The organism is Xanthomonas sp. SI (assembly GCF_014236855.1).
GTDB lineage: Bacteria > Pseudomonadota > Gammaproteobacteria > Xanthomonadales > Xanthomonadaceae > Xanthomonas_A.
In genome coordinates this window covers 4,231,532-4,252,403 of sequence record NZ_CP051261.1, presented here as the reverse complement: position 1 = coordinate 4,252,403, position 20,872 = coordinate 4,231,532, and the positions used below count along the sequence as shown (strand labels likewise).

Genomic DNA, 20,872 nt, shown 5'->3' with positions numbered 1-20,872 from the left:
TTCTTCCGGTTGCCCTCGATGCGCCTACCTGCCTTGGCCGCGTGCTGTCTCACCATCCTGTCCGGCCTGGCGCTGGCGCAGGAACCGACGCTTCCCGCCACTCCGGCGCCGCCCGCCGCCGCCGCCGCGACGGCCACGGTGCCAGAACCGGCCGCGCCGGCGCCCGCCGCACCGACACTAGGCGTGCAGGAGCGGTCGGCGACGCTGAAGCAGCTCGGCATGGACTACGAAATCACCCTGCGCGGCATCCAGGGCAGCGCCGGCGTGGCGTTCAGCGCGCGCACCGACGAAGTGGTCGAGGCGGCGACGCTGCACCTGAGCTACAGCTACTCGCCGGCGCTGCTGCCGGAGCTGTCGCACCTGAAGGTCACCGTCAACGGCGTCACCGTGGCGACCCTGCCGGTGACCCGCGAGAACGCCGGCAAGCTGCAGCAGACCGACGTGCCGATCGATCCGCGCCTGGTCAGCGACTACAACCAGCTCAACCTGCAGCTGATCGGGCACTACACCCGCGAATGCGAGGATCCCGACCACACCAGCCTGTGGGCCAACATCGACCCGGCCACGCGGCTGTCGCTGAGCACCACGCCGCTGGTGCTGGCCAACGACCTGGCGCTGCTGCCGGTGCCGTTCTACGACAAGCGCGACACGCGCCGGCTGGAACTGCCGTTCGTGTTCCCGCAGCGTCCGGATCTGGCCACGCTGCGCAGCGCCGGCATCGTGTCCTCGTGGTTCGGCGCGCAGGCCGGCTACCGCGGCGCGGTGTTCAACGTCTCCATCGGCGACGTGCCGGCGACCGGCAACGCGGTGCTGTTCGCCACCCCGAACACGCTGCCGGCCGAACTGGCGACCGCCGAGAACGGTCTGGGCGAGATCGCCGGCCCGACCCTGGCGGTGGTTTCCAATCCGCGCGATCCGGCCGGCAAGCTGCTGCTGGTGCTCGGCCGCAACGACAACGACCTGCAGCAGGCCGCCACCGCGCTGGCGCTGGGCACGCCGTTCAACGGTGCCGTGGCCAGGATCGGCGAGCTCAAGCAGGCGCAGCCGCGCAAGCCCTACGATGCGCCGAACTGGATTTCCAGCGATGGCCCGGTGCGCTTCGCCGACCTGGTCGCGCAGACCTCGCAGCTCAACGTCAGCGGCTATCACCCGGACCTGATCCGGGTCGGCCTGCAGCTGCCGCCGGACCTGTTCGTGTGGCAGCGCGACGGCATCCCGGTCAACCTGCGCTACCGCTACACGGTGCCGGACGTGCGCAACAAGTCCGCGCTCAACGTCAGCATCAACGATGCCTTCGTCACCACGCTGCCGCTGAGCGGGCGTCCGTATGCCGAATCGCTGCCGCTGCAGTGGTGGCACGACCTCAAGGCCAAGGGCGCGATGCCGGTGGAGCAGAAACTGCTGCTGCCGACCGGCCCGTTCTCGGCCAACAGCCAGTTGCGCTTCCACTTCTTCTTCGACCGTCCGCAGGCCGGCGAATGCAAGAACACCTTCCCCGACGTGTCCGGCGCGATCGACGCCGATTCGAGCGTGGACCTGAGCTCGTTCCACCACTACATGGCGATGCCGAACCTGGCCGCGTTCGGCAATGCCGGCTATCCGTTCACGCGCCTGGCCGACCTGTCCGAATCCACCATCGTGGTGCCGGACGAAGCCAGCGACCAGGACGTATCCAACCTGCTGACCCTGCTCGGCAAGCTCGGCGCGTCCACCGGCTATCCGGCGCTGCGCGCGACCCTGATCCATGCCGGCGAAGTGGACCAGCACGCCGACAGCGACCTGCTGGTGTTCGGCTCCTCGCGCTCGCAGCCGCTGTTCCAGCGCTGGAGCGAGTACCTGCCGATCGGCGACGGCGCCACCGGCCGGCGCTTCTCGATGACCGACTGGGTGAAGGACAAGCTGCCCGGCTTCCTGTCCTTCGACGCGCGCCGCACCGACCTGCCGACCACCGCCGAAGTGGCGGTGAAGCCGGCCCCGGGCGACGTGGTGCTGATGGGCTTCGAGTCGCCGCTCAAGCCCGGGCGCAGCGTGGTCGCGCTGCTGGCCGAGGACCCGGCCAGCGTCGGCCAGCTGTTCGACGCCTGGTTCGAGCCGGCCACGCTGAAGGATTTCCAGGGCAGCGTGGTGTTGCTGCAGCAGGGCAAGATCCGCAGCCTGGCCGGCAACCAGTCCTATTACGTCGGCCACCTGCCGCTGCCGACCTGGGCGCGCTGGTACTTCTCGCAGCATCCGCTGCTGCTCGGCCTGGCGGTGGTGCTGCTGAGCCTGCTGCTGGCGCTGGCCGCACGCGTGGTGCTGCGCCGGCACTCGGCGCAACGGTTGCGGGAAGGGCAATGACCCCGCACGCGCGACAGCGCCGCCGCGTGCTCGGCGGCGCGCTCGCCGCGGGCGCTGCGGCGCTGCTGCCATCGCTGCCGGCCGCCGCCGCAGCGGCGGCCTGCGCGCCGTGGCGCGAGTGGACCGGCTTCGTCGCCAAGCACATCGACGCCAGCGGGCGGGTGATCGATTTCAGCAACGCCGACCAGCGCAGCACCTCCGAAGGCCAGTCCTATGCGCTGTTCTTCGCGCTGGTCGCCAACGATCAGGTGCTGTTCGACCGGCTGCTCGGCTGGACCCGGCACAACCTCAGCGGCGGCCGCCCGCAACAGGTGCTGCCGGCCTGGCTGTGGGGCCGCGCCGGCGACGGCAGCTGGCGCGTGCTCGACGACAACACCGCCAGCGACGCCGACCTGTGGATCGCCTACGCACTGCTGGAGGCCGGACGCCTGTGGAAGCGCCCCGGCTACACCCAGGCCGGCATGCAGATGCTGGCGCTGGTGCGGCGCCACGAACTGGCCGAATTGCCCGGCTTCGGCGGCATGCTGTTGCCGGCGATGCAGGGCTTCGCCAAGCCGCCGCGCTGGACGCTCAATCCCAGCTACATGCCGATCCAGCTGCTGCGCCGGTTCGCCGCCGCCGATCCGAAAGGGCCGTGGGCCGGACTGGCGCAGCGCAGCGCACGCCTGCTGCGCGACAGCGCGCCGGTCGGGTTCGCCCCGGACTGGATCGGCTGGGACGGCCGCGCGTTCGCGGTCGATCCGGGCAAGGGTGCGCTGGGTAGCTACGACGCGGTCCGCGTGTACCTGTGGGCGGGCATGCTCGATGCCGGCGAACCGCTGCGCAATGCCCTGCTCGAGGACCTGTCCGGTCCGCTGCAGCAGTTGCAGGCGCAGGGCCATTTCAGCGAGAAGGTGGACACGCGCCTGGGCGTCGGCAGCGGCACCGCGCCGCCCGGCTTCGCCGCCGCGCTGCTGCCGTACCTGAGCGCGCTGCGCCAACCGCTGCTGCTGAAGGCGCAGGCGCAACTGATTCCCGCGCCCGGCGATGCCGCCGCGGCGAAACTTCCCTATTACGATCGGGTGCTGGTCCTGTTCGGGCGCGGCTGGCTCGATAACCGCTATCGCTTTTCCGCAGACGGCCTGCTGCAGCCCGCCTGGAGAACCCAATGTTCCGCATGAAACTCAAGCCTCTCTACCTGGCCGGCATGATCGACCTGTGCCTGCTCGCCGGCAACGCGCACGCGCAGACCGGCAACGCCACCCAGCAACTGGTCAGCCAGGGCAACTACTGGCACGACCAGGGCCGCGACGATCTCGCCGCCGATACCTGGCGCAAGCTGCTGCGGGTCGACCCGAACCAGCCCGATGCGCTGCTCGGCCTGGCCCAGATCGACCTGGCGCAAGGCCGCCAGGGCGAGGCGCGCAAGCGCCTGCAGCAGTTGCAGAACACCCATCCGCAGGCGCCGCAGACGCAGCGCCTGAGCCAGGCGATCGGTGGCACTGGCGACAGCGTCAACCTGCGCAACGCGCGCCGCGCCGCCTCGGCCGGACGCTACGTGGAAGCGGTGCGCGAGTACCAGGCGCTGTTCGACGGCAAGGCGCCGCCGGATCACCTGGCGCTGGAGTACTACCAGGCCCTGGCCGGCACCCCGCAGGGCTGGGACGGCGCCCGCGACGGCCTGCGCCGGCTGGTCGCCGCGCAGCCCAACAACGGCGCCGCGGCGCTGGCGCTGGCGCAGGTGCTGACCTACCGCGAGCCGTCGCGACGCGAAGGCATCGCCCAGCTCGGCGCGATGAGCAAGCGTCCCGATGTCGGCGGCCCGGCACGCGCAGCCTGGCGCCAGGCGCTGCTGTGGCTCAATGCCGGCAACGCCGACGCGCCGCTGTACCAGGCGTTCCTGGCGGCCAATCCGAACGATGCCGAGGTCGCCGCCAAGGCCACCAAGCTGGGCGAGCAACGTGCCGCGCAGGCCGGCGATCCGGCCGGCGAACAACTCGGCGAGGCGTTCAAGGCGCTCAACGCCGGCAACCTGGCGGTGGCCGAGCAGCGCTTCACCCAGGTACTGCGCGCGCGTCCGCGCGATGCCGACGCGCTCGGCGGCCTGGGCTCGGTGCGCCTGCGCCAGCAACGCTTCGGCGAGGCGCAGGAACTGCTGCGTCCGGCCGCGGCCGGCAACGGCAAGTGGCGTTCGGCGCTGGACAGCGCGCGCTACTGGCTGCAACTGCAGCAGGCGCAGGCCGCGCGTGGCCGCGGCGACAGCGACGAAGCGCTGCGCCTGACCCAGCAGTCGCTCAAATTGCAGCCCAACGAAGCCACCGGCTACGTGCTGCTCGGCGACCTGCAGGCGGCCAGCGATGCGGCCGCGGCCGAGCGCAGTTATCGCCAGGCGCTGGCGCTGAGCGCCGACAATGCCGGCGCGTTGCAGGGCCTGATCGGCCTGTACAGCCGCCAGGGCCGCGCCGACGAGGCCAGCGCGCTGTTCGCCAAGCTCAGTCCGGCGCAGCGCGAGAAGGCCGGCGGCGAAACCACGCTGCGCTCCAACGTGCAGCGCGCCCGCGCCAAGCAGGCGCTGGAGGCCGGCGACACGGTCTCGGCGCAGAGCGAACTGGAAGCGGCGATGGTCGAGCGTCCCGGCGATCCGTGGGTGCGGCTGGACCTGGCGCGGCTGTACCAGCAGGCCGGGCGTCCGGACCAGGCGCGCAGCGTGATGGATGGCCTGCTCGCGGTGCATGGCGACATGCCCGAGGCGCTGTACGCCAATGCGTTGCTGGCGCAGGAACGCGGCGACTGGGCCAGCGCCTACGCCAGCCTGGAACGCGTCCCCGGCGCGGCGCGGACCGCGGAAATGAGCGCGCTGCGCAACACCGCCTGGGTCGAGCAGCAGGCCGCGCAGGCGCGGCTGCTGCAACAGCAGGGCCGCGCCGGCGAGGCGCAGCTGCTGCTGGCGCGCACCGAGGCCGCGCTCGGCGGCGCGCTGGAACAGCCGGCGCTGCTGGCATCGATGGCCGGCGCCTACGCCGACATCGGCAGCAACCAGCGCGCGCTGACCCTGGCGCAGCGCCTGGTCGCGCAGAACCCCAACACCGAGGCGCGGCTGCAGTACGCCAGCGTGCTGCTGCGCGCGCAGCAGGACGCGGAACTGGCGGCCACGCTGCGCCAGTTGCGCGACACCGACATGAACGCCGAACAGCAGCGCCGCTACCAGGCGCTGCGCAGCGGCTACACGCTGCGCCAGGTGGATGCGCTGCGCGAACTGGGCAACCTGGAAGCGGCCTACGACGCGCTGGCGCCGCTGCTGGCGCAGCAGAACCAGGATCCGAAGGCGGTGGCGGCGCTGGCGCGGCTGTATGCCGGTGCCGGCGACCAGCGCCAGGCGCTGGTGCTGTACCAGCAGCAGCTGCAGCAATCGCCCAACGACCTGGACACGCTGATCGCCGCGGCCAACACCGCCGCCGCGCTGCGCGACCTGGACAGCGCCGAGGACTATCTGCAGCGCGCGCTGGCGCAGGCGCCGGATTCGCCGGCGGTGTTGAGCGCCGCCGGCCGCGTGTACCGCAGCGCCGGCAAGAGCCGCAAGGCCGAGAGCTATTTCCGCGCCGCACTGGCGGCGCAGGCGCGCGAGGCCGGCCAGCACGACAACGGCCTGCCGGCGGCCAACGGGCCGGCGTCCTTCGCCGGCGCCGGGCGCCCGCTGAACCCGTTCGCCGGCATGAGCGGCCGCATGCCGCGCAGCCCGGCGGTGGTCTCCGACAGCCTCGGCGGCGGCTATCCGGCGCCGGCCTATGCCGCGGCCGGCCAGGCTCCGCTCCCGGCGATGCCGGCCGGTGCCGGCGCGGCTTACGCCAGCGGCGGCGACGACCTGCCGCCGCCGGCCACCGCCAGCGCGGCCGGCGGCGTGCAGTTGGCGGCACTGCCGGTGCCGGGCCAGCGCGCGCCGGCCGCGGCCAGCCTGGCCCCGTCCTACTATCCCGACGACCGCGTCGCCACCACCGGCAGCGCGCGCCAGGCGCAGGCGCTGGCGACCCCGGCGCGCACCGGCACGGTGCTCGACGAACTGCGCGAAGTGCAGTCGGAGAACAGCGACAGCCTGGCCGCCGGCGCCACCTACCGTGCGCGCGACGGCGAGGCCGGACTGGGCAAGTTGAACGATCTGGAAGTGCCGCTGCACGGCGAATTCGCGGTCGGCGAGGGCAAGCTCAGCGTCGATGTCACCCCGACCCTGCTCGACGCCGGCACGCTCGACACCGCCTATTCCACCGCCAGCCGTTTCGGCGCCGGCCCGACCGCGGCGATGGGCGATGCGCTGGCCGCCGATCGCACCCCGGTCAACGAGCTGATCGGCAGCGATTTGTACCAGTTGCTGCTCACCGAGGGCGACACCAACGCCACCCGCAACGCGCTGCGCACCTATGCAGTGAACACCGGCCTGTACAACGAGCTGTACAACGACACCGACGCCACCTTGACCAACGCGCAGCGCGAAGCCGCGGCGCTGCAGGCGCTGTACGCCGAGCCGCTGTCGGCGTTCCTGCTCGGCAACGTCGCCGCGGACGTGTCGATCAGCACTCTGGCCAGCAACATCCTCGGCGACGCCTCGCGCAGCGCCGATCTCAGCGCGGCCGACATCGCCCGCTTCCAGGCGCTGGCCGCCAACACCACCGCGGCCAGCCTGACCCCGGCCGGCTTCAGCCAGGCGTTGTACACGATGGCGGCCAACGGCGCGGCCTCGCGGCGCATGGGCCAGGACGCCAGCGGCGTCGGCGTGTCGGTGAAGTACAAGCACGGCGGCTTCGCGGCCGACCTCGGCAGCACCCCGGTCGGCTTCCCCGAGCAGCGCATCGTCGGCGGCGTCGGCTACCGCGGCCAGATCGGCGAGAACCTGACCTATTCGGGCCAGGCGTTCCGGCGCGCGGTCAGCGACAGCCTGCTGTCCTTCGCCGGCGTCGACGACGGCCGCGCCGGGCTCAGCTGGGGCGGGGTGACCAGCAACGGCGTGCGCCTGTCGGCCACGCTCGACAACGGCCTGCTCGGCGGCTACGCCAACCTGACCGCCGATCGCCTGGTCGGCCACAACGTCGCCGACAACGACCACCGCCAGGTGGACCTGGGCGTGTACGTGCACGCGCTGGAGACCGAGAACCAGTCGCTGACCGCCGGCCTCAACCTGACCGCGATGCAGTACGACAAGAACCTGAGCGGCTACACCTACGGCCAGGGCGGCTACTTCAGCCCGCAGGACTACGTCGATCTCGGCTTCCCGGTGCACTGGAGCGGGCGTTCGTCCGGGCGCAAGGTCAACTGGAGCGTGGACGCCAGCGTCGGCGTGCAGCATTTCCGCAGCGACGACAGCAACTACTTCCCGACCAGCGCGCAGATGCAGCAGGACGCCTACGACGCCGCATCGCTGGCCGCGCTGCTGGGCCTGGTGGACACCTACACCGCGCCGGTCTACGCCGGGCAGAGCAAGACCGGCGTGTCCTACAACGTCGCCGGCGCGGCCGAGTGGCAACTGGCCCCGCAGCTGTTCCTGGGCGGGCGGCTGATCTTCAACAACGCCCGCGACTACAACCAGTTCAGCACCAACCTCTACGTGCGCTTCGTGCTCGACCGGCTCGGCGCCGGCCTCGGCCGCCGCCCGCAGGTGCTGGCCTCGCCGTACGTGGGCGAGTAGGGCGGGAGCGCGCTTCCCGCATCGCGACCGAAGTCGCTCGCGCAGGGCTTGCGACCAGCGGTCGCACACCCTGCAGGGAGGGGCTGCGGCTCCGATGCCAGCGCCAGACAGCGGCCTTGCTTCGGCACCCGAAGCAAGGCCGCAGGGTTCGAAGCTGAGCATCTGCCAGCGCGATGCGCGGGGTCGATATCTCGCTGCGCCGCACCATTCAAGCGGTTGTGCAGCGACGGCGAGACGGCGGAACGCGGTGCCGCCGGCGGCGCACGCACCTGTGCGACGCCAGCGCGAGGCTGGCGATATGCCCTGCAAATTCAAGCTTTCACCCACGCAGGACGGAGGCCAAACGCCCCGCTGCGCTTGGCGATGCGCCGCATCAGGCTGACCATCGTCTTGTAGTCCGCACGATTTGTACACACCAGTTCGCACATCTTGTGTGACGATGGTCACCATTAGTTGGTGACCAATGGAGTGGTTGGTGAAGGTTCTTTGCGTTTTTGGTACGCGCCCCGAGGCGATCAAGATGGGGCCGCTGGTCCGCGCGTTGCGCGCCGCGCCGGACATCGAGCCCCTGGTCTGTATCACCGGACAGCATCGGGCGATGCTGGACCAGGTGATGGCGTTGTTCGCGATCCAGCCGGATCACGATCTCGATGTGATGGTGGCCGACCAGACCCTCAACGGCCTGTGTTCGCGGCTGCTCGCCAAACTCGATGCGCTGTACGCGCAATTGCAGCCGGACCGCGTGCTGGTGCACGGCGATACCAGCACCGCGATGAGCGCCGCGCTGGCCGCGTTCCATCGGCGCATCCCGGTCGGCCACGTCGAAGCGGGCCTGCGCACCGGCAATCTGCAGCAGCCGTGGCCGGAAGAAATGAACCGGCGGGTGATCGACGTGGTCGCCGACCATCTGTTCGCGCCCACTGCCAGCGCGCGCGACAACCTGCAGCGCGAGCACCTGTCCGGCCGCATCAGCGTCACCGGCAACACGGTGATCGATGCGCTGCAACTGACTGTCGATCGGCTCGATCGCGATGCCGCGCTGCGCGCGACGGTGGATGCGCAGTTCCCGTTCCTGGATCCGCGGCGCAAGTTGCTGCTGGTCACCGGGCATCGCCGCGAAAGCTTCGGCGACGGCTTCGCCAACATCTGCCGCGCGCTGGCCGAACTGGCGCAGCGCAAGGACCTGCAGATCGTCTACCCGGTGCATCTGAATCCGAACGTGCAGGGCCCGGTCCACGCGCAGTTGGGCGGGCTGGACAACGTGCACCTGATTGCGCCGCAGGACTACCTCGCCTTCGTGCGGCTGATGCAGCGCGCGCACGTGGTGCTGACCGATTCCGGCGGCGTGCAGGAAGAAGCGCCGGCGCTGGGCCGGCCGGTGCTGGTGATGCGCGAGGTCACCGAGCGCCCCGAAGCGGTCCAGGCCGGCGTGGTGACCCTGGTCGGCACCGATCCGGCGCGGATCGTGGCCGCGGTCGCCGCGGCCTGCGACCTGCCGGCGCGGCCCGCGCGGTTCCTGCCCCACGCCAGCCCCTACGGCGATGGCCGCGCAGCGGCGCGGATCGTGGCCGCGCTGCGCGGCCAGCCCTTCGACAGTTTCGTGCCCGGCCGTGCCGCGGCGGTGTCCCACCTCCCTCTTTTTTCAGAATCGATGCCATGACCCAGACCCGTCGTCCTACCGCACGCTTTCCCCTGGTCTTGCCGCTGGCCCTGGTCCTGGCGACCGCGCTGCCGCCTGCCGCTGCCGCCGACTCCGTCGCCGGCCAGTTCGGCGAGTGGGCCGGCGCCACTACGGTCACCCGCTCGATGACCCTGCGCGAACTCGGCTTCAAGCAGCCGCTGGTGCTCAGCGGCCAGGAAAGCCAGCGCGAGATCTACCTGCCGGTGCCGGCCGGCGTGGCGACCCGCGATGCGCAACTGCAGGTCGATGCGCGCTACGTGCGCGGGCACACCGGGCGCAGTTCCAGCCTGCTGTCGATCGACGGCGACCCGGTGTCGGCGCGTTCGATCACCGATGCCCAGGGCGATCTCAGTCAGCGCATCGGCATCGACGGCTTCGCCCGCGCCAACGGCTTCGTGCGCTTCGGCGTGGGCTGGTGGTCGGTGGTCTCCGAGTACGAGTGCGCCGACCAGAGCGCGCCGGCCAACGTGCTGCGGCTGTCGCCGGAGTCGCGCTTCAGCTACCGCTTCGACGGCCGCGCGATCGACACCGTGGCCAAGACCTGGGGCGCGTTGCCGGCCACCGTGCGGCTGCTGGTGGAGGGTCGCGCCACCAGCGTGCAGAGCTACGACACCGCCTGGCGCGTGGGCACGGCGCTGGAGAACGGCGGCAAGCGTGTCGACGTGGTCGCGCTGCCGGCAGTGGGCGCGAGCGTGGACCTGCGCGGGCTGGCGATCCCGGCCAGCCTGGCCGGCATCCCCGCCTATGCGGCCTTGTCCGATGGCAGCGCCAGCCACCGCATCGGCAGCCTGGCCGAAGTCGGCGCGCTGCTGTCGCTCGGCGATGGCGGTCCGCTCGCGGTCGACGTGGCGGTGCTGAGCGATCCGTTGCGCGCCGGCGTGCGCGCCGCGCTGGATGCGCTGGGTACCCAGGTCGCCAGCGCCGCGCCGGACGCGGCCGGCGCGTTCGCCGCGTGGCGCAAGGCCGACATGGCCGGGTTCGAACAGCCGGCCGGCACCGCGTCGGTGCAGGTGGCGCTGGTCGGCGGGCATCCGACCCTGCTGGTCGCCAGCGGCGCCGGCGCCAAGGTCGCCGGTCTGTTGACCCAGCAATGGCGCGCCTATGCACAGGGCAGTGCGCTGCTGGTCAGCACGGCGTTGCTGCCGCCGGCCGACAAGGACGTGGTGTTGCTCGGCCGCCTCGGCGACATGGCCGGGACCCTGGACATCGTCTCGCGCGGCGACCGCACCGCGAACTTCGACCTGGGCGCGCTGTCCAGCGAGGGGCGCCTGCCCAGCGAAGTGGTGATCGACGTCAGCGCGGCGCCGAACCCGGCCGGGCAGGGCGCGGTCGCCTCGATCTTCTTCAACGACTACCTGCTGGGCGCCAAGGTGCTGGCCGCCGACGGCAAGCCGCAGCGGCTGGTCGCCAAGGTGCCGAGCTACGCGCTGGCCGCGCGCAACCAGGTGCGGATCAGTTTCCTGCGCCAGCCGGCGCGTCCGTACTGCCACGATCCGGCCACCGGCTACCCGGTGTCGGTGCTGCCCAGCAGCCACATCCGTCTTGCCGAGCGCAGCCTCGCCGCCGATTTCGTCGGCGCGGCCTCGCAGCTGGCCGGCGCGCACGAGGTGTTCGTGCCCAGCGCCTGGCTGCAGGACGCACCGGCGTCGCTGGCCAAGGTGATCCATCTCGCCGGCGCGACCGGCGCCTCGCCGATGCAGGCCTCGCTCAAGGTCGGCGATGCCAAGACCGCGATCGCGCCGACCGGTCCCTATCTCAGCTTCGTGCTGGCGCCGCAGGGGCTGGCGCAGAGCGGGGCGGTGCGCGACGGCAAGCTGGTGGTGTCCGGCCCGGGCAAGCAGGTGCTGCTGGACCTGGCCGGGCTCGACCGCGCCGCCCTGGTCGAAGTGGTCGGCAGCGGCGCCAACACCGGAGTGATCTACCGCGAGCTGGGCACGCAGGGACCGCAGATCGCCGAACCGTTCCGGCTGATCCGCGGCAACCTGGCGCTGCTGGATGCCAGCGGCGTGGTGCAGGACTTCGACGGGCAGGACCCGACCGGCGCGCGCATGGCCGAGCAGAGCAATCCGGAGCCGCTGTGGCAGCAGCACATGGTGTGGCTGGTGGTGCTGGTGGGGGTGATCGCGTTCATGCTGCTGGCCGCGCGCGTGGTGCAGGTCCGTCGCCGCCGCCGCTCCGCGCAGAGCGGGAACTGATCGCACGTGGATAGCCTGTACTGGAACATCCACCTGGCCAACTACTACGCCTTCCTGGAGACGGCGGCGGTGGTGGTCGCGGTGGTGATCCTGATCTCCAGCCTCGACGACCTGTTCATCGATGCCTGGTACTGGGTGCGCGAAATCTGGCGCAGCGTGGTCGTCAAGCAACGCAGCGAATACCGGCCGTTGACCCAGCAGGATCTGCTGCAGCGCCCGGAACAGACCCTGGCGATCATGGTGCCGGCCTGGGCCGAGTTCGACGTGATCGGGCAGATGGTCGAGAACATGATCGACGTGCTCGATTACCACGACTACATGGTCTTCGTCGGCACCTATCCCAACGACGAGCAGACCATCGCCGAAGTGGAGCGCATGCGCCGCCGCTACAAGCGCATGCGCCGCATCGAGGTGCCGCACGACGGCCCGACCAGCAAGGCCGACTGCCTGAACTGGCTGGTGCTGGCGATCTTCGAGTACGAGAAGCAGAACGACATCGAGTTCGCCGGCGTGGTCCTGCACGACAGCGAAGACGTGCTGCACCCGATGGAGCTGCGCTTCTTCAACTACCTGCTGCCGCGCAAGGACATGATCCAGTTGCCGGTGACCTCGCTGGACCGCGAGTGGTACGAGCTGGTGGCCGGCGTGTACATGGACGAGTTCGCCGAATGGCACGCCAAGGACCTGGTGGTGCGCGAAAGCGTGTCCGGCATGGTGCCGTCGGCCGGCGTCGGCACCTGTTTCTCGCGCAAGGCGCTGCTGGCGCTGAGCGAGGCCAGCGACAACCAACCGTTCAACACCGACAGCCTGACCGAGGACTACGACGTCGGCGCACGCCTGGCGGCGATGGGCATGCACTCGATCTTCGCGCGCTTCCCGGTGCAGTTCCGCGTGCGCCGCCCGTCGTGGTTCGGCTGGGGCCCGGTGCGCGAGCGCACCCTGCACATGGCGCTGTGCGTGCGCGAATACTTCCCCGACAACTTCCGCGCCTCGTACCGGCAGAAGGCGCGCTGGGTGCTGGGCATCGGCCTGCAGAGCTGGGAAACGCTGGGCTGGCGCGGTTCGCTGGCGACCAAGTACCTGCTCGCGCGCGACCGCAAGGGCATCGTCACCTCGTTCGTCAGCGTCTTCGCCTATCTGATCTTCCTGCAGCTGCTGCTGTTCTGGCTGCTCAAGATCGCCGGCGCGTGGGACACCCAGTTCCCGACCATCTTCCAGCGCGGCACCTGGCAGATGAACGTGGCGCTGCTGACCACCGCCGCGCTGGCCACACGCGTGGCGCAGCGCTTCTACTTCGTCAACCGCCTGTACGGCTGGGAACACGCGCTGATGTCGATCCCGCGCATGGTGGTCGGCAACATGATCAACTTCATGGCCACCGCGCGCGCCTGGCGCCTGTTCCTGCTGTACCTGCTGTTCGGCAAGCGCATGGTGTGGGACAAGACCATGCACGATTTCCCCAGCGCCGCGCAGCTGGTGCATACGCGCAGGCGCCTGGGCGAACTGCTCACAACCTGGGAAGCGGTCGAGCCCGAGCGCCTGGTGCAGGCGCTGCGGCAGCAGGAGGGCGGGCGCCAGCAACCGCTGGGCCGGATCCTGGTGGCGCAGGGCTGGCTGGACGACGAAACCCTGGCCGAGGCCATCGCCTTCCAGGGCGATCTGCCGCGCGCGGCGATCGACGTGGCGTATCTGCAGGCCGGGCGGTTCCCGTTGTCGGTGCAGGCCTGCGTGCAATGGCGGCTGCTGCCGTTGCCGTCGGACACGCTTGGCGAAGTGGCGGTCGCGGTCTCCAATGCGCTGTCCGAAGAAGAGCAGACGCGGCTGCTGCACGACCTGGACGCGAGCGTGCTCAGGCAGGCGATCGCGCGCGAAAGCGAAATCAACGCCGGCCTGCGCCTGATCAGCGGCGAAAGCTACCGCGTCGACGCGGTGCCGCTGCTGGGCGATCTGCTGGTGGAACTGCGCCTGATCGCGCGCGACCAGTTCGAACGCGTGCTGGACGAATACCGGCCGCAACGCGACGGCCGCATCGGCGATCACCTGGTGAAGCAAGGCGTCGCCACCCAGGCGGCGATCGCCGCCGCCGTACGCGAGCAGCATCGCCGTGCGGCCAATCCCAGTACAGCATTGGCGGAGAGCTGAGCGTATGAGAATCAGCCTGCTCTCCAGCGTGATCGCGCTGAGCCTGCTCGGCCTGGGCAGCGCCACCGCGCACGCACAGCAACTGCCGCTGGCCGGCGCCGCCTACCGCATCGCCGAGGACGCCTACGCCTCCTACGCCCGCGGCGATTACCCGCAGGCCAGCCGCCAGGCCGCCGAAGCGGCGCGGCTGCGCCCGGACGTGCTGCGCCTGCGCCTGTTGCAGATCTACGCGCTGCAGAAGCTGGGCCGCGGCGACGAAGCGCGCGCGCAGGCGCGCCGTGCGCTCGCCGATGGGCTGCAGGATCCGGCATTGCCGCACTTGGCGGCAGGCGCGAACGCGGCACCCGCCACGGCGGCGGCCGCGCGCGCCGGCGGCGCACCCGCGCCACGCGCCACTGCGCATCCGAGCGCGGCCGAGCAGGCCTACCGGCGTGCGTTTGCGCTCGCTACCGAGGCTTACGACGCCTACAACAACGATCGCATGGCCGAGGCCGCGGACAAGGCCGAACAGGCCTTCCGCCAGCAGCCGCAGCAGGGCGCCTGGGCGGTGCTGTGGGTGGCCGCGCTGGAGGCCCGGCAGCAGTTCGAACAGGCCGAGGCCGCCGCCGCCGCGGCGATCCAGTTGGGCGCGCCGAATGTCGCCGACCTGCAGGCCAAGCGCGTGGCGCTGGGCCGCCAGCGCGCGGTCAAGCCGGCGCAGCAGGGCTACCAGGCATTGATCGAACAGGACTTCGCCACCGCCGCCGGGTACGCCCGGCAAGCGGTGGCGTATGCGCCGGACGTGGCCTCGCATCGCCTGCTGCTGATGACCGCGCAACTGCTGGACGGACAACTGCCCGCCGCCGAGGCCACCGCCGACGCGGCACTGGACAACGACAGCGAAGACACCGTGGCGCTGGTGATGCGCGCGTATCTGCGCCAGCGCCAGTTGCATAGCGAGCAGGCCAATGCCGATTTCGACGCGGCCCTGCGCCAGGACTGGCTGGATCCGCAGCAGCAGCGCAACGTGCGCCTGCTGGCGGTGGATGCGGCGATCGCCGCGGGCGATCGTGCACGTGCCGCGCGCCTGCTGCAGCCGTTGCAGGCCGATCCGCTGGCCGGCGCGGACGAGACTGCGCGCAAGCAGTTCGGCCAGGCCATCGCCCAGCGCGAGAAGGCGCTGCGCAGCGCGCGCCCGGCGCCGTCGCTGACCCTGGCGACGTACCCGGCGCCGTTCCAGCAATGCCGCGATACGCCCTACGGCACCCAGTGCGAACTGACGCCGGCCGACCTGCAGGGCACCGGCAGCGCCGCGCAGCGCGCCTACGCCGCCTACGGACGGCGCGATTACCAGGAGGCCATCCGCGAAGCGCAGCGAGCGCTGCAGGAGAACCCGGACAACGCCAGCCTGCAGAACCTGCTCACCACCGCACTGGCGGCCGGCGACCGCGCGCAACGCGCGCAGGCACGGCAGCGCCTGGACAGCGCCTTGGGCCAGCGCCCGGCCGATGCCGGACTGCTGATGCAGCGCGGCTACCTGCAGCAGCGCGACGGGCAACCGGCGCAGGCGCTCGACGATTTCCGCGCGGCCGAGGCCACCGGCAAGGCGCCGCCCAGCGTGGTGCTCGACCAGGCCTATGCCAGCGCCGCCAACGGCGACAACGCACAGGCGGTGGCGCTGCTGCGCAGCGCGATCGACCGCGCCGACCAGGGCGCGTTGCCGCTGGACAAGGCGCAGCGCTACAACACGCGCAGTTCGATCGCCAACCTCGGGCGCGAGTGGGGCATCACCGCCTCGGCTGGCTACCGCGGCGCGCGCCAGGCTGCGAGCAACCTGGGCGGCACGGCGATCAGCACCCCGGGCGATTCGGTGTTCAGCACCCTGGAGGCGTTCTGGCGGCCCGCGGCGCTCAACAACCGCCATGGCACGCTGGAAGCGTATGCGCGCGCGGCCAACACGCTGTACGACGAGGGCGGCACGTTCGAATCGGTGCGCGCCGTGGACCCGTGCACCGGCGAAGCCACAGAGGACGCGCGCGCCCGCGCCGAGCGCCTGAGCCGCTCGCGTTCGAGCGCCGGCTGGCCCTCCACCGTCGGATCGTTCGGCGTGCGCTACGCGTTCGGCCGCACCGGCCTGAGCGCCGGCATCGAGCGCCGCCAGTTCCTCGGCAGCGGCACCCGCAGCGGCGGCGTCTATCCGGACGCGGCCGCGATCCAGTGCCGCATCCAGCGCGATTCCAACCAGCCGCAGCAGATCAACACGCTGGCGCGCTATCGCCTGGACGGCCATGCCGGCGGCTGGATGTCGTACCTGACCTACGGCTTCTATCACGGCACCGGCGTGCGCACCGACGTGAACCAGTGGTGGACGCTGAGCGGCTATGCGCAGGCCGGCTACAGCTGGGACGACAACCGCGCGCGCTTCAGCGTGGATCGGCTCGACGCCGGCGGCGAGCCGGTCGAAACCCTGCTCGACTCCGATGGCCGCCTGCACCGCACGCAAGCCTTCGCCGCCGCGGAACTGCGTGCCGGCCGCAGCTACCGGTTCGGCGCCGAGCAGACCCGCTGGGTGCTCAATCCGTATCTGGTGGTGGCCGCGGACTGGCTCGACCAGCGCTCGCGGGTCAGCGGCATCGACTACCCGCTGATCGGCGAGCAGGCGTTCGCCCTGTCCGACACCGATCGCAGCTGGTCGCTGGGCGCCGGCCCCGGCCTCGGCGTGCGCTACTGGTTCCGCGAGGACCGCTACAACGCGGCGCGCTCCTCGCTGGACCTGAGCGTGCAGTACCGCTTCGCGTTCGGCGGCGGCGATTCCCAGCGCGCCAAGGGCCTGTTCGCCACCGCCACCTTCAACTACTGACACCTGCCGAAAGAACCGCCATGACCGATGCTGTCGCCCCGATTGTTCCCATGCGTACCCGCGCCCTGTGGCTGGGCCTGCTGTGCGCATTCGCCGCCGTGCCGGCGCTGGCCCAGGCTCCGGCTCCGGCCGCCGCCGCCGCGCAGGATTCCTCGATCGTGCTGGTCGGCAAGGACGGCTGGTTGTTCCCTGCCTGGGGCAGCCTGACCGAGGTCGATGGCGCGGCGATCGAACGCAACACCGCGTTGATCGCCGAAGCCCGTACCGCGCTGGCCGCGGCCGGCGTCGAACTGGACGTGCTGGTGTTGCCGGACAAGGCGCTGTTCTACGAGGACAAGCTGCCCGACGGCAAGCGCATGAGCGATGCGGTGCGCGGGCGCTATGCGCTGATCCACGATGGCCTGGGCAAGGCGCAGGTGCCGGCGGTGGATGCGCTGCAGGTGCTGCGCCAGGTCAAACAGGGCGGGCAGGAGGTGTTCTACCGCAGCGACCAGCACTGGACCCAGCCGGCGGCCGACGCGGTGGCGGTGGCGGTGGCCGCGCAGGTGCGCCAGCGGGTGCCGCGGCTGCACGGCCAGGACGGCACCGGCATGGCCCTGGGCAGCGAGATCACCGAGCGCCGCTTCGGCGATCTGGCCGAACTGTTCCTGACCGATGCGCAGCGCAAGGCGATCGGCCGCGACACCTTCACCGTGCGCCGCCAGTCCGAGCAGCAGACCCTGCTGGACGACGCGCCGTCGCCGCTGCATGTCACCGGGCACAGCATGGTGCAGCCGTATTTCGGCTTCCCGCAGAAACTGTCCAACCTGCTCGATCGCCCGGTCTCGGTGAACTGGAAGCCCGGCAACGTCGGTCCCTGGGCGATGCTGCTGGAATACCTGGAATCGCCCGAGTTCCAGAAGGCCAGGCCGCAGGTGCTGGTGTGGCAGATGTTCGAGCCGTCCTATGCGCAGGGCCCGGATGCGCGCGGGCAGTGGGACAACGCCTCGATCATGAGCGCGGCGCAGTGGCAGGCGCGCCTGCACAAGGCCGTGGGAAAGTAGCCGATGCCTGCACGTCCCGGCGCGCCTGCGCCCCTGCCTGCGGCGGCCCCAGCGCGTGCGCATGTGACCACCGCTGCGGTGGTGATGATGCTGCTGGTCGCCGGGCTGCTGTCCGGTGGCTGGATGCTGGGCCGCGCGCCGCTACCGGCGGCGGCGCTGGCGCCGGCGCGCTGGAGCGATGGCGAGGCCGGCCGTGCGATCGATGCGGCGTTGCAGTTGCCGCTGCAGGCGCGCGCCGACCTAGTCGGCGCGGCGTTGCGCTATCGGCTGCTCGGCGATGCGGGGCCGCAGGTCGCGCTGGGCTGCCCCGGCTGGTTGTTCTACCGCGATGGCCTGCGTCCGCCGGCGGCGGCCGGCGCGGAGGTGTTCGCGCAGCGCGTGCGGCTGATGCGGCATTGGTCGCGGCAGTTGCAGGCGCAGGGCGTGCAGTTGTTGGTGGTGGTGGTGCCGGACAAGTCGCGGATCGAGCAGGCGCACACCTGCGGCCTGGGCTATTCGGCGCCGATGCGCGCGCGGCTGGGGCAATGGCAACAGGCGCTGGCCGCGGCGGGCGTGGCCTCGACCGACCTGCTGCCGGTGCTGCAGGCCGGCGACGCGCCGGTGTTCTTCCGTACCGACGTGCACATGAACCGGATCGGCGCGCAGCGCGCGGCCGATGCGGTGGCCGCCTCCGCGCTGCCGCTGCTCGGCGGGCGCGGCGGGCAGGCCTTCGCGGTCGCTGCGCCCGGCGCGCCGACCCCGCGGATGGGCGACCTGATCGTGCTGGCCGGCCTGGAGCACGCACCGCCGGCATGGCGCCCGGCGCTGGATCGCGAACCGGAGCAGACCATCGCACCACTGCGCAGTGGCGGTCTGCTTGACGACACGCCACCGGTGGAGGTGCTGCTGCTGGGCAGCTCAAACGGGCGCCGCAGCCTGTTCGGCGAGCGCCTGGGCAATGCCCTGGGCCGCGAAGTGTGGAACCAGAGCCTGGACGGCGGCCAGTTCTCCGGCGCGCTGCTGGCGGCCTGGCCGCAGCGCGCGCAATGGCCGCCGAGCCTGAAGCTGGTGATCTGGGAATTTTCCGAAATGGCCCTGTCCTTGCCGCTGACCGATGGCGAGCAGGCGGCATTGGCCGGGATCGACTGAGCGCCGACCGACGATGCTGTTCAACTCCTTCCTGTTCCTGCTGCTGTTCCTGCCGATCGCGCTGGGCGTGCACTACCTGCTCGGTGCGCTGCAGCCGCGCCTGGCCGCGCTGTGGCTGTGCGTGGCCTCGATCGTGTTCTACGGCTGGTGGAACCCGCAGTTCGTGGTGCTGCTGCTCGGCTCGATCGCGTTCAATTACATGGTCAGCCTGAGCGTGCTGGCGCTGGCCAGGCGGCCACGCCTGCAATTGCTGGTCGTCGCGCTGGGCGTGGCCGCCGACCTGGCGCTGCTGGTGCACTACAAGTACATCGCGGCGATGGTCACCTTCGTGCACGGCCTGGGCGTGGACATCGGCCCGATGGATGCGTTGATCCTGCCGCTGGGCATTTCCTTCTTCACCTTCACCCAGATCGGCTACCTGCTCGACTGCCGCGCCGGCCTGGTCAACGACCGCAGCCCGCTCAGCTACGTGCTGTTCGTGACCTTCTTCCCGCACCTGATCGCCGGCCCCATCCTCCACCACAAGGAAATGATGCCGCAGTTCAGCAGGCGCGAGACCTACCGTTTCCACGCCGACAACCTGTCGGTCGGCGGCATGCTGTTCGTGATCGGCCTGGCCAAGAAGGTGCTGCTGGCCGACAGCATCGCGCCGTACGCCGACGCCGGTTTCGCCAGCACCGGCGAGCTGCAGTTGTGGGGCGCCTGGGCCACCGCGCTGAGCTACGCGCTGCAGCTGTACTTCGATTTCTCCGGCTACTCGGACATGGCGCTGGGGCTGGCGCGGATGTTCGGCATCCGTTTCCCGCTCAACTTCAACTCGCCGTACAAGGCGACCAGCGTGATCGAGTTCTGGTCGCGCTGGCACATGACCCTGACCCGCTACATCACCGCCTACCTGTACTACCCGGTGGCGATGGCGGTGACCCGCTGGCGCAGCCGCCACGGGCGCGCCAGCGGCCCGGCCGCGGTGGCGTCGGCGGGCGGCTTCGCGTCGTTGATCGTGCTGCCCACGGTGTGGGCGATGGGCCTGGCCGGGATCTGGCATGGCGCCGGCCTGCAGTTCCTGATCTTCGGCCTGCTGCATGCCGCCTACCTGGCGATCAACCATGCCTGGCGCATCTTCGTCGTCGGCCGCAAACCGGCGGCGCTGCGCACGCCCAGGCCACTGCAGCATGCGGGCTATCTGGTGCTGACCTTCGCCGCGGTGCTGGTGGCGCAGGCCTTCTTCCGCGCCGACGGGGTGGGCGATGCCTGGCGATTGGTGCAGGGCATGGCCGGGCTGCGCGGCGTGGAAAGCCTGTACGGCGTCGGCCTTGTCGCCGGCATGGACCTGGGCGATGCCTGGCGCCTGCTGATCGGCCACCACCTGCAGGCGCTCTACGTCGCGGCGTTGCTGGCGATCGTGTGGCTGGCGCCGAATGCGCACCAGATCATGGGCGTGTACTCGCCCGCGCTGGCCAAGCCGAGCCCGGCGCCGCGCGCGTGGATGCGCTGGCAGCGGAACCTGCCGTGGCTGCTGGCCATGCTGGCGCTGCTCGCGCTGTGCCTGTCGAGCCTGCACAAGGCATCGCGTTTCCTCTATTTCCAGTTCTGACAAGGTGAACCCCATGGATATGCAGACCCTCCAGACCCAGCTCGGCGACATCGTCGAGAGCGTGATCGGCACCCGCGTGCAGCCCGACGAATACATGGAATCGCTGTTCGATTCGATGTCCAAGGTGCAGTTGATGGTCGAGGTCAAGGACCGCCTCGGCGTGACCCTGCCGATCGACGAGATCGACACGCTGGTCGAATCGGTGCAGGTGCTGGCCGAGTACGTGGCCGCGCACCGGCGTTGAGCGCGGACCGCGCAAG

The 20,872-nt window shown here is 71.0% G+C and carries 11 protein-coding genes; all 11 read left to right on the top strand.

Annotated features, from left to right (window positions below; all coding sequences use genetic code 11):
* Positions 1-18: 18 nt before the first annotated feature.
* The gene (gene bcsB, locus HEP75_RS17975; protein ID WP_185824420.1) at positions 19-2,337 is read left to right on the top strand and encodes a cellulose biosynthesis cyclic di-GMP-binding regulatory protein BcsB; all 2,319 of its coding nucleotides are present in this window, start codon (positions 19-21) and stop codon (positions 2,335-2,337) included.
* Positions 2,334-3,497, top strand: a complete 1,164-nt coding sequence (gene bcsZ, locus HEP75_RS17970) for a cellulose synthase complex periplasmic endoglucanase BcsZ (protein WP_185824419.1) — start codon at positions 2,334-2,336, stop codon at positions 3,495-3,497. Before bcsB ends, bcsZ begins: the two co-directional genes overlap by 4 nt.
* Positions 3,485-7,990: a cellulose synthase subunit BcsC-related outer membrane protein gene (locus HEP75_RS17965; RefSeq protein WP_185824418.1), complete on the top strand. Its 4,506-nt coding sequence runs from the start codon at positions 3,485-3,487 to the stop codon at positions 7,988-7,990. Before bcsZ ends, HEP75_RS17965 begins: the two co-directional genes overlap by 13 nt.
* 475 nt (positions 7,991-8,465) lie before the next feature.
* A complete protein-coding gene (gene wecB / locus HEP75_RS17960) occupies positions 8,466-9,650 on the top strand; it encodes a UDP-N-acetylglucosamine 2-epimerase (non-hydrolyzing) (RefSeq protein ID WP_185824417.1) in 1,185 nt (394 codons plus the stop codon).
* The gene (locus HEP75_RS17955) at positions 9,647-11,866 is read left to right on the top strand and encodes a hypothetical protein (protein ID WP_185824416.1); all 2,220 of its coding nucleotides are present in this window, start codon (positions 9,647-9,649) and stop codon (positions 11,864-11,866) included. The genes wecB and HEP75_RS17955 overlap by 4 nt, the downstream gene beginning before the upstream one ends.
* 6 nt (positions 11,867-11,872) lie before the next feature.
* A complete protein-coding gene (locus HEP75_RS17950) occupies positions 11,873-14,008 on the top strand; it encodes a glycosyl transferase family protein (RefSeq protein WP_185824415.1) in 2,136 nt (711 codons plus the stop codon).
* 4 nt (positions 14,009-14,012) lie between these two features.
* On the top strand, positions 14,013-16,847 hold the full coding sequence (locus HEP75_RS17945) for a hypothetical protein (protein WP_185824414.1): 2,835 nt from the start codon (positions 14,013-14,015) through the stop codon (positions 16,845-16,847).
* 50 nt (positions 16,848-16,897) lie between these two features.
* Positions 16,898-17,890 carry a twin-arginine translocation pathway signal gene (locus HEP75_RS17940; RefSeq protein WP_185824413.1) on the top strand — a complete coding sequence of 331 codons (993 nt, stop codon included), beginning with the start codon at positions 16,898-16,900 and terminating at the stop codon, positions 17,888-17,890.
* A gap of 3 nt (positions 17,891-17,893) precedes the next feature.
* On the top strand, positions 17,894-19,018 hold the full coding sequence (locus HEP75_RS17935; protein WP_255423896.1) for a cell division protein FtsQ: 1,125 nt from the start codon (positions 17,894-17,896) through the stop codon (positions 19,016-19,018).
* A gap of 13 nt (positions 19,019-19,031) precedes the next feature.
* Positions 19,032-20,612, top strand: a complete 1,581-nt coding sequence (locus tag HEP75_RS17930) for an MBOAT family protein (protein WP_185824412.1) — start codon at positions 19,032-19,034, stop codon at positions 20,610-20,612.
* 13 nt (positions 20,613-20,625) lie between these two features.
* Positions 20,626-20,856, top strand: a complete 231-nt coding sequence (locus tag HEP75_RS17925; protein WP_185813941.1) for a phosphopantetheine-binding protein — start codon at positions 20,626-20,628, stop codon at positions 20,854-20,856.
* The last annotated feature ends 16 nt before the right edge of the window (positions 20,857-20,872 follow it).

What these genes read in the sequence shown, in the direction of transcription:
- HEP75_RS17935 (WP_255423896.1), top strand. Translation starts at nt 17,894, where the DNA reads ATGCCTGCACGTCCCGGCGCGCCTGCGCCCCTGCCTGCGGCGGCCCCA.
- HEP75_RS17955 (WP_185824416.1), top strand. Translation starts at nt 9,647, where the DNA reads ATGACCCAGACCCGTCGTCCTACCGCACGCTTTCCCCTGGTCTTGCCG.
- HEP75_RS17965 (WP_185824418.1), top strand. Translation starts at nt 3,485, where the DNA reads ATGTTCCGCATGAAACTCAAGCCTCTCTACCTGGCCGGCATGATCGAC.
- HEP75_RS17945 (WP_185824414.1), top strand. Translation starts at nt 14,013, where the DNA reads ATGAGAATCAGCCTGCTCTCCAGCGTGATCGCGCTGAGCCTGCTCGGC.
- HEP75_RS17940 (WP_185824413.1), top strand. Translation starts at nt 16,898, where the DNA reads ATGCGTACCCGCGCCCTGTGGCTGGGCCTGCTGTGCGCATTCGCCGCC.
- bcsZ (WP_185824419.1), top strand. Translation starts at nt 2,334, where the DNA reads ATGACCCCGCACGCGCGACAGCGCCGCCGCGTGCTCGGCGGCGCGCTC.
- bcsB (WP_185824420.1), top strand. Translation starts at nt 19, where the DNA reads ATGCGCCTACCTGCCTTGGCCGCGTGCTGTCTCACCATCCTGTCCGGC.
- HEP75_RS17925 (WP_185813941.1), top strand. Translation starts at nt 20,626, where the DNA reads ATGGATATGCAGACCCTCCAGACCCAGCTCGGCGACATCGTCGAGAGC.
- HEP75_RS17930 (WP_185824412.1), top strand. Translation starts at nt 19,032, where the DNA reads ATGCTGTTCAACTCCTTCCTGTTCCTGCTGCTGTTCCTGCCGATCGCG.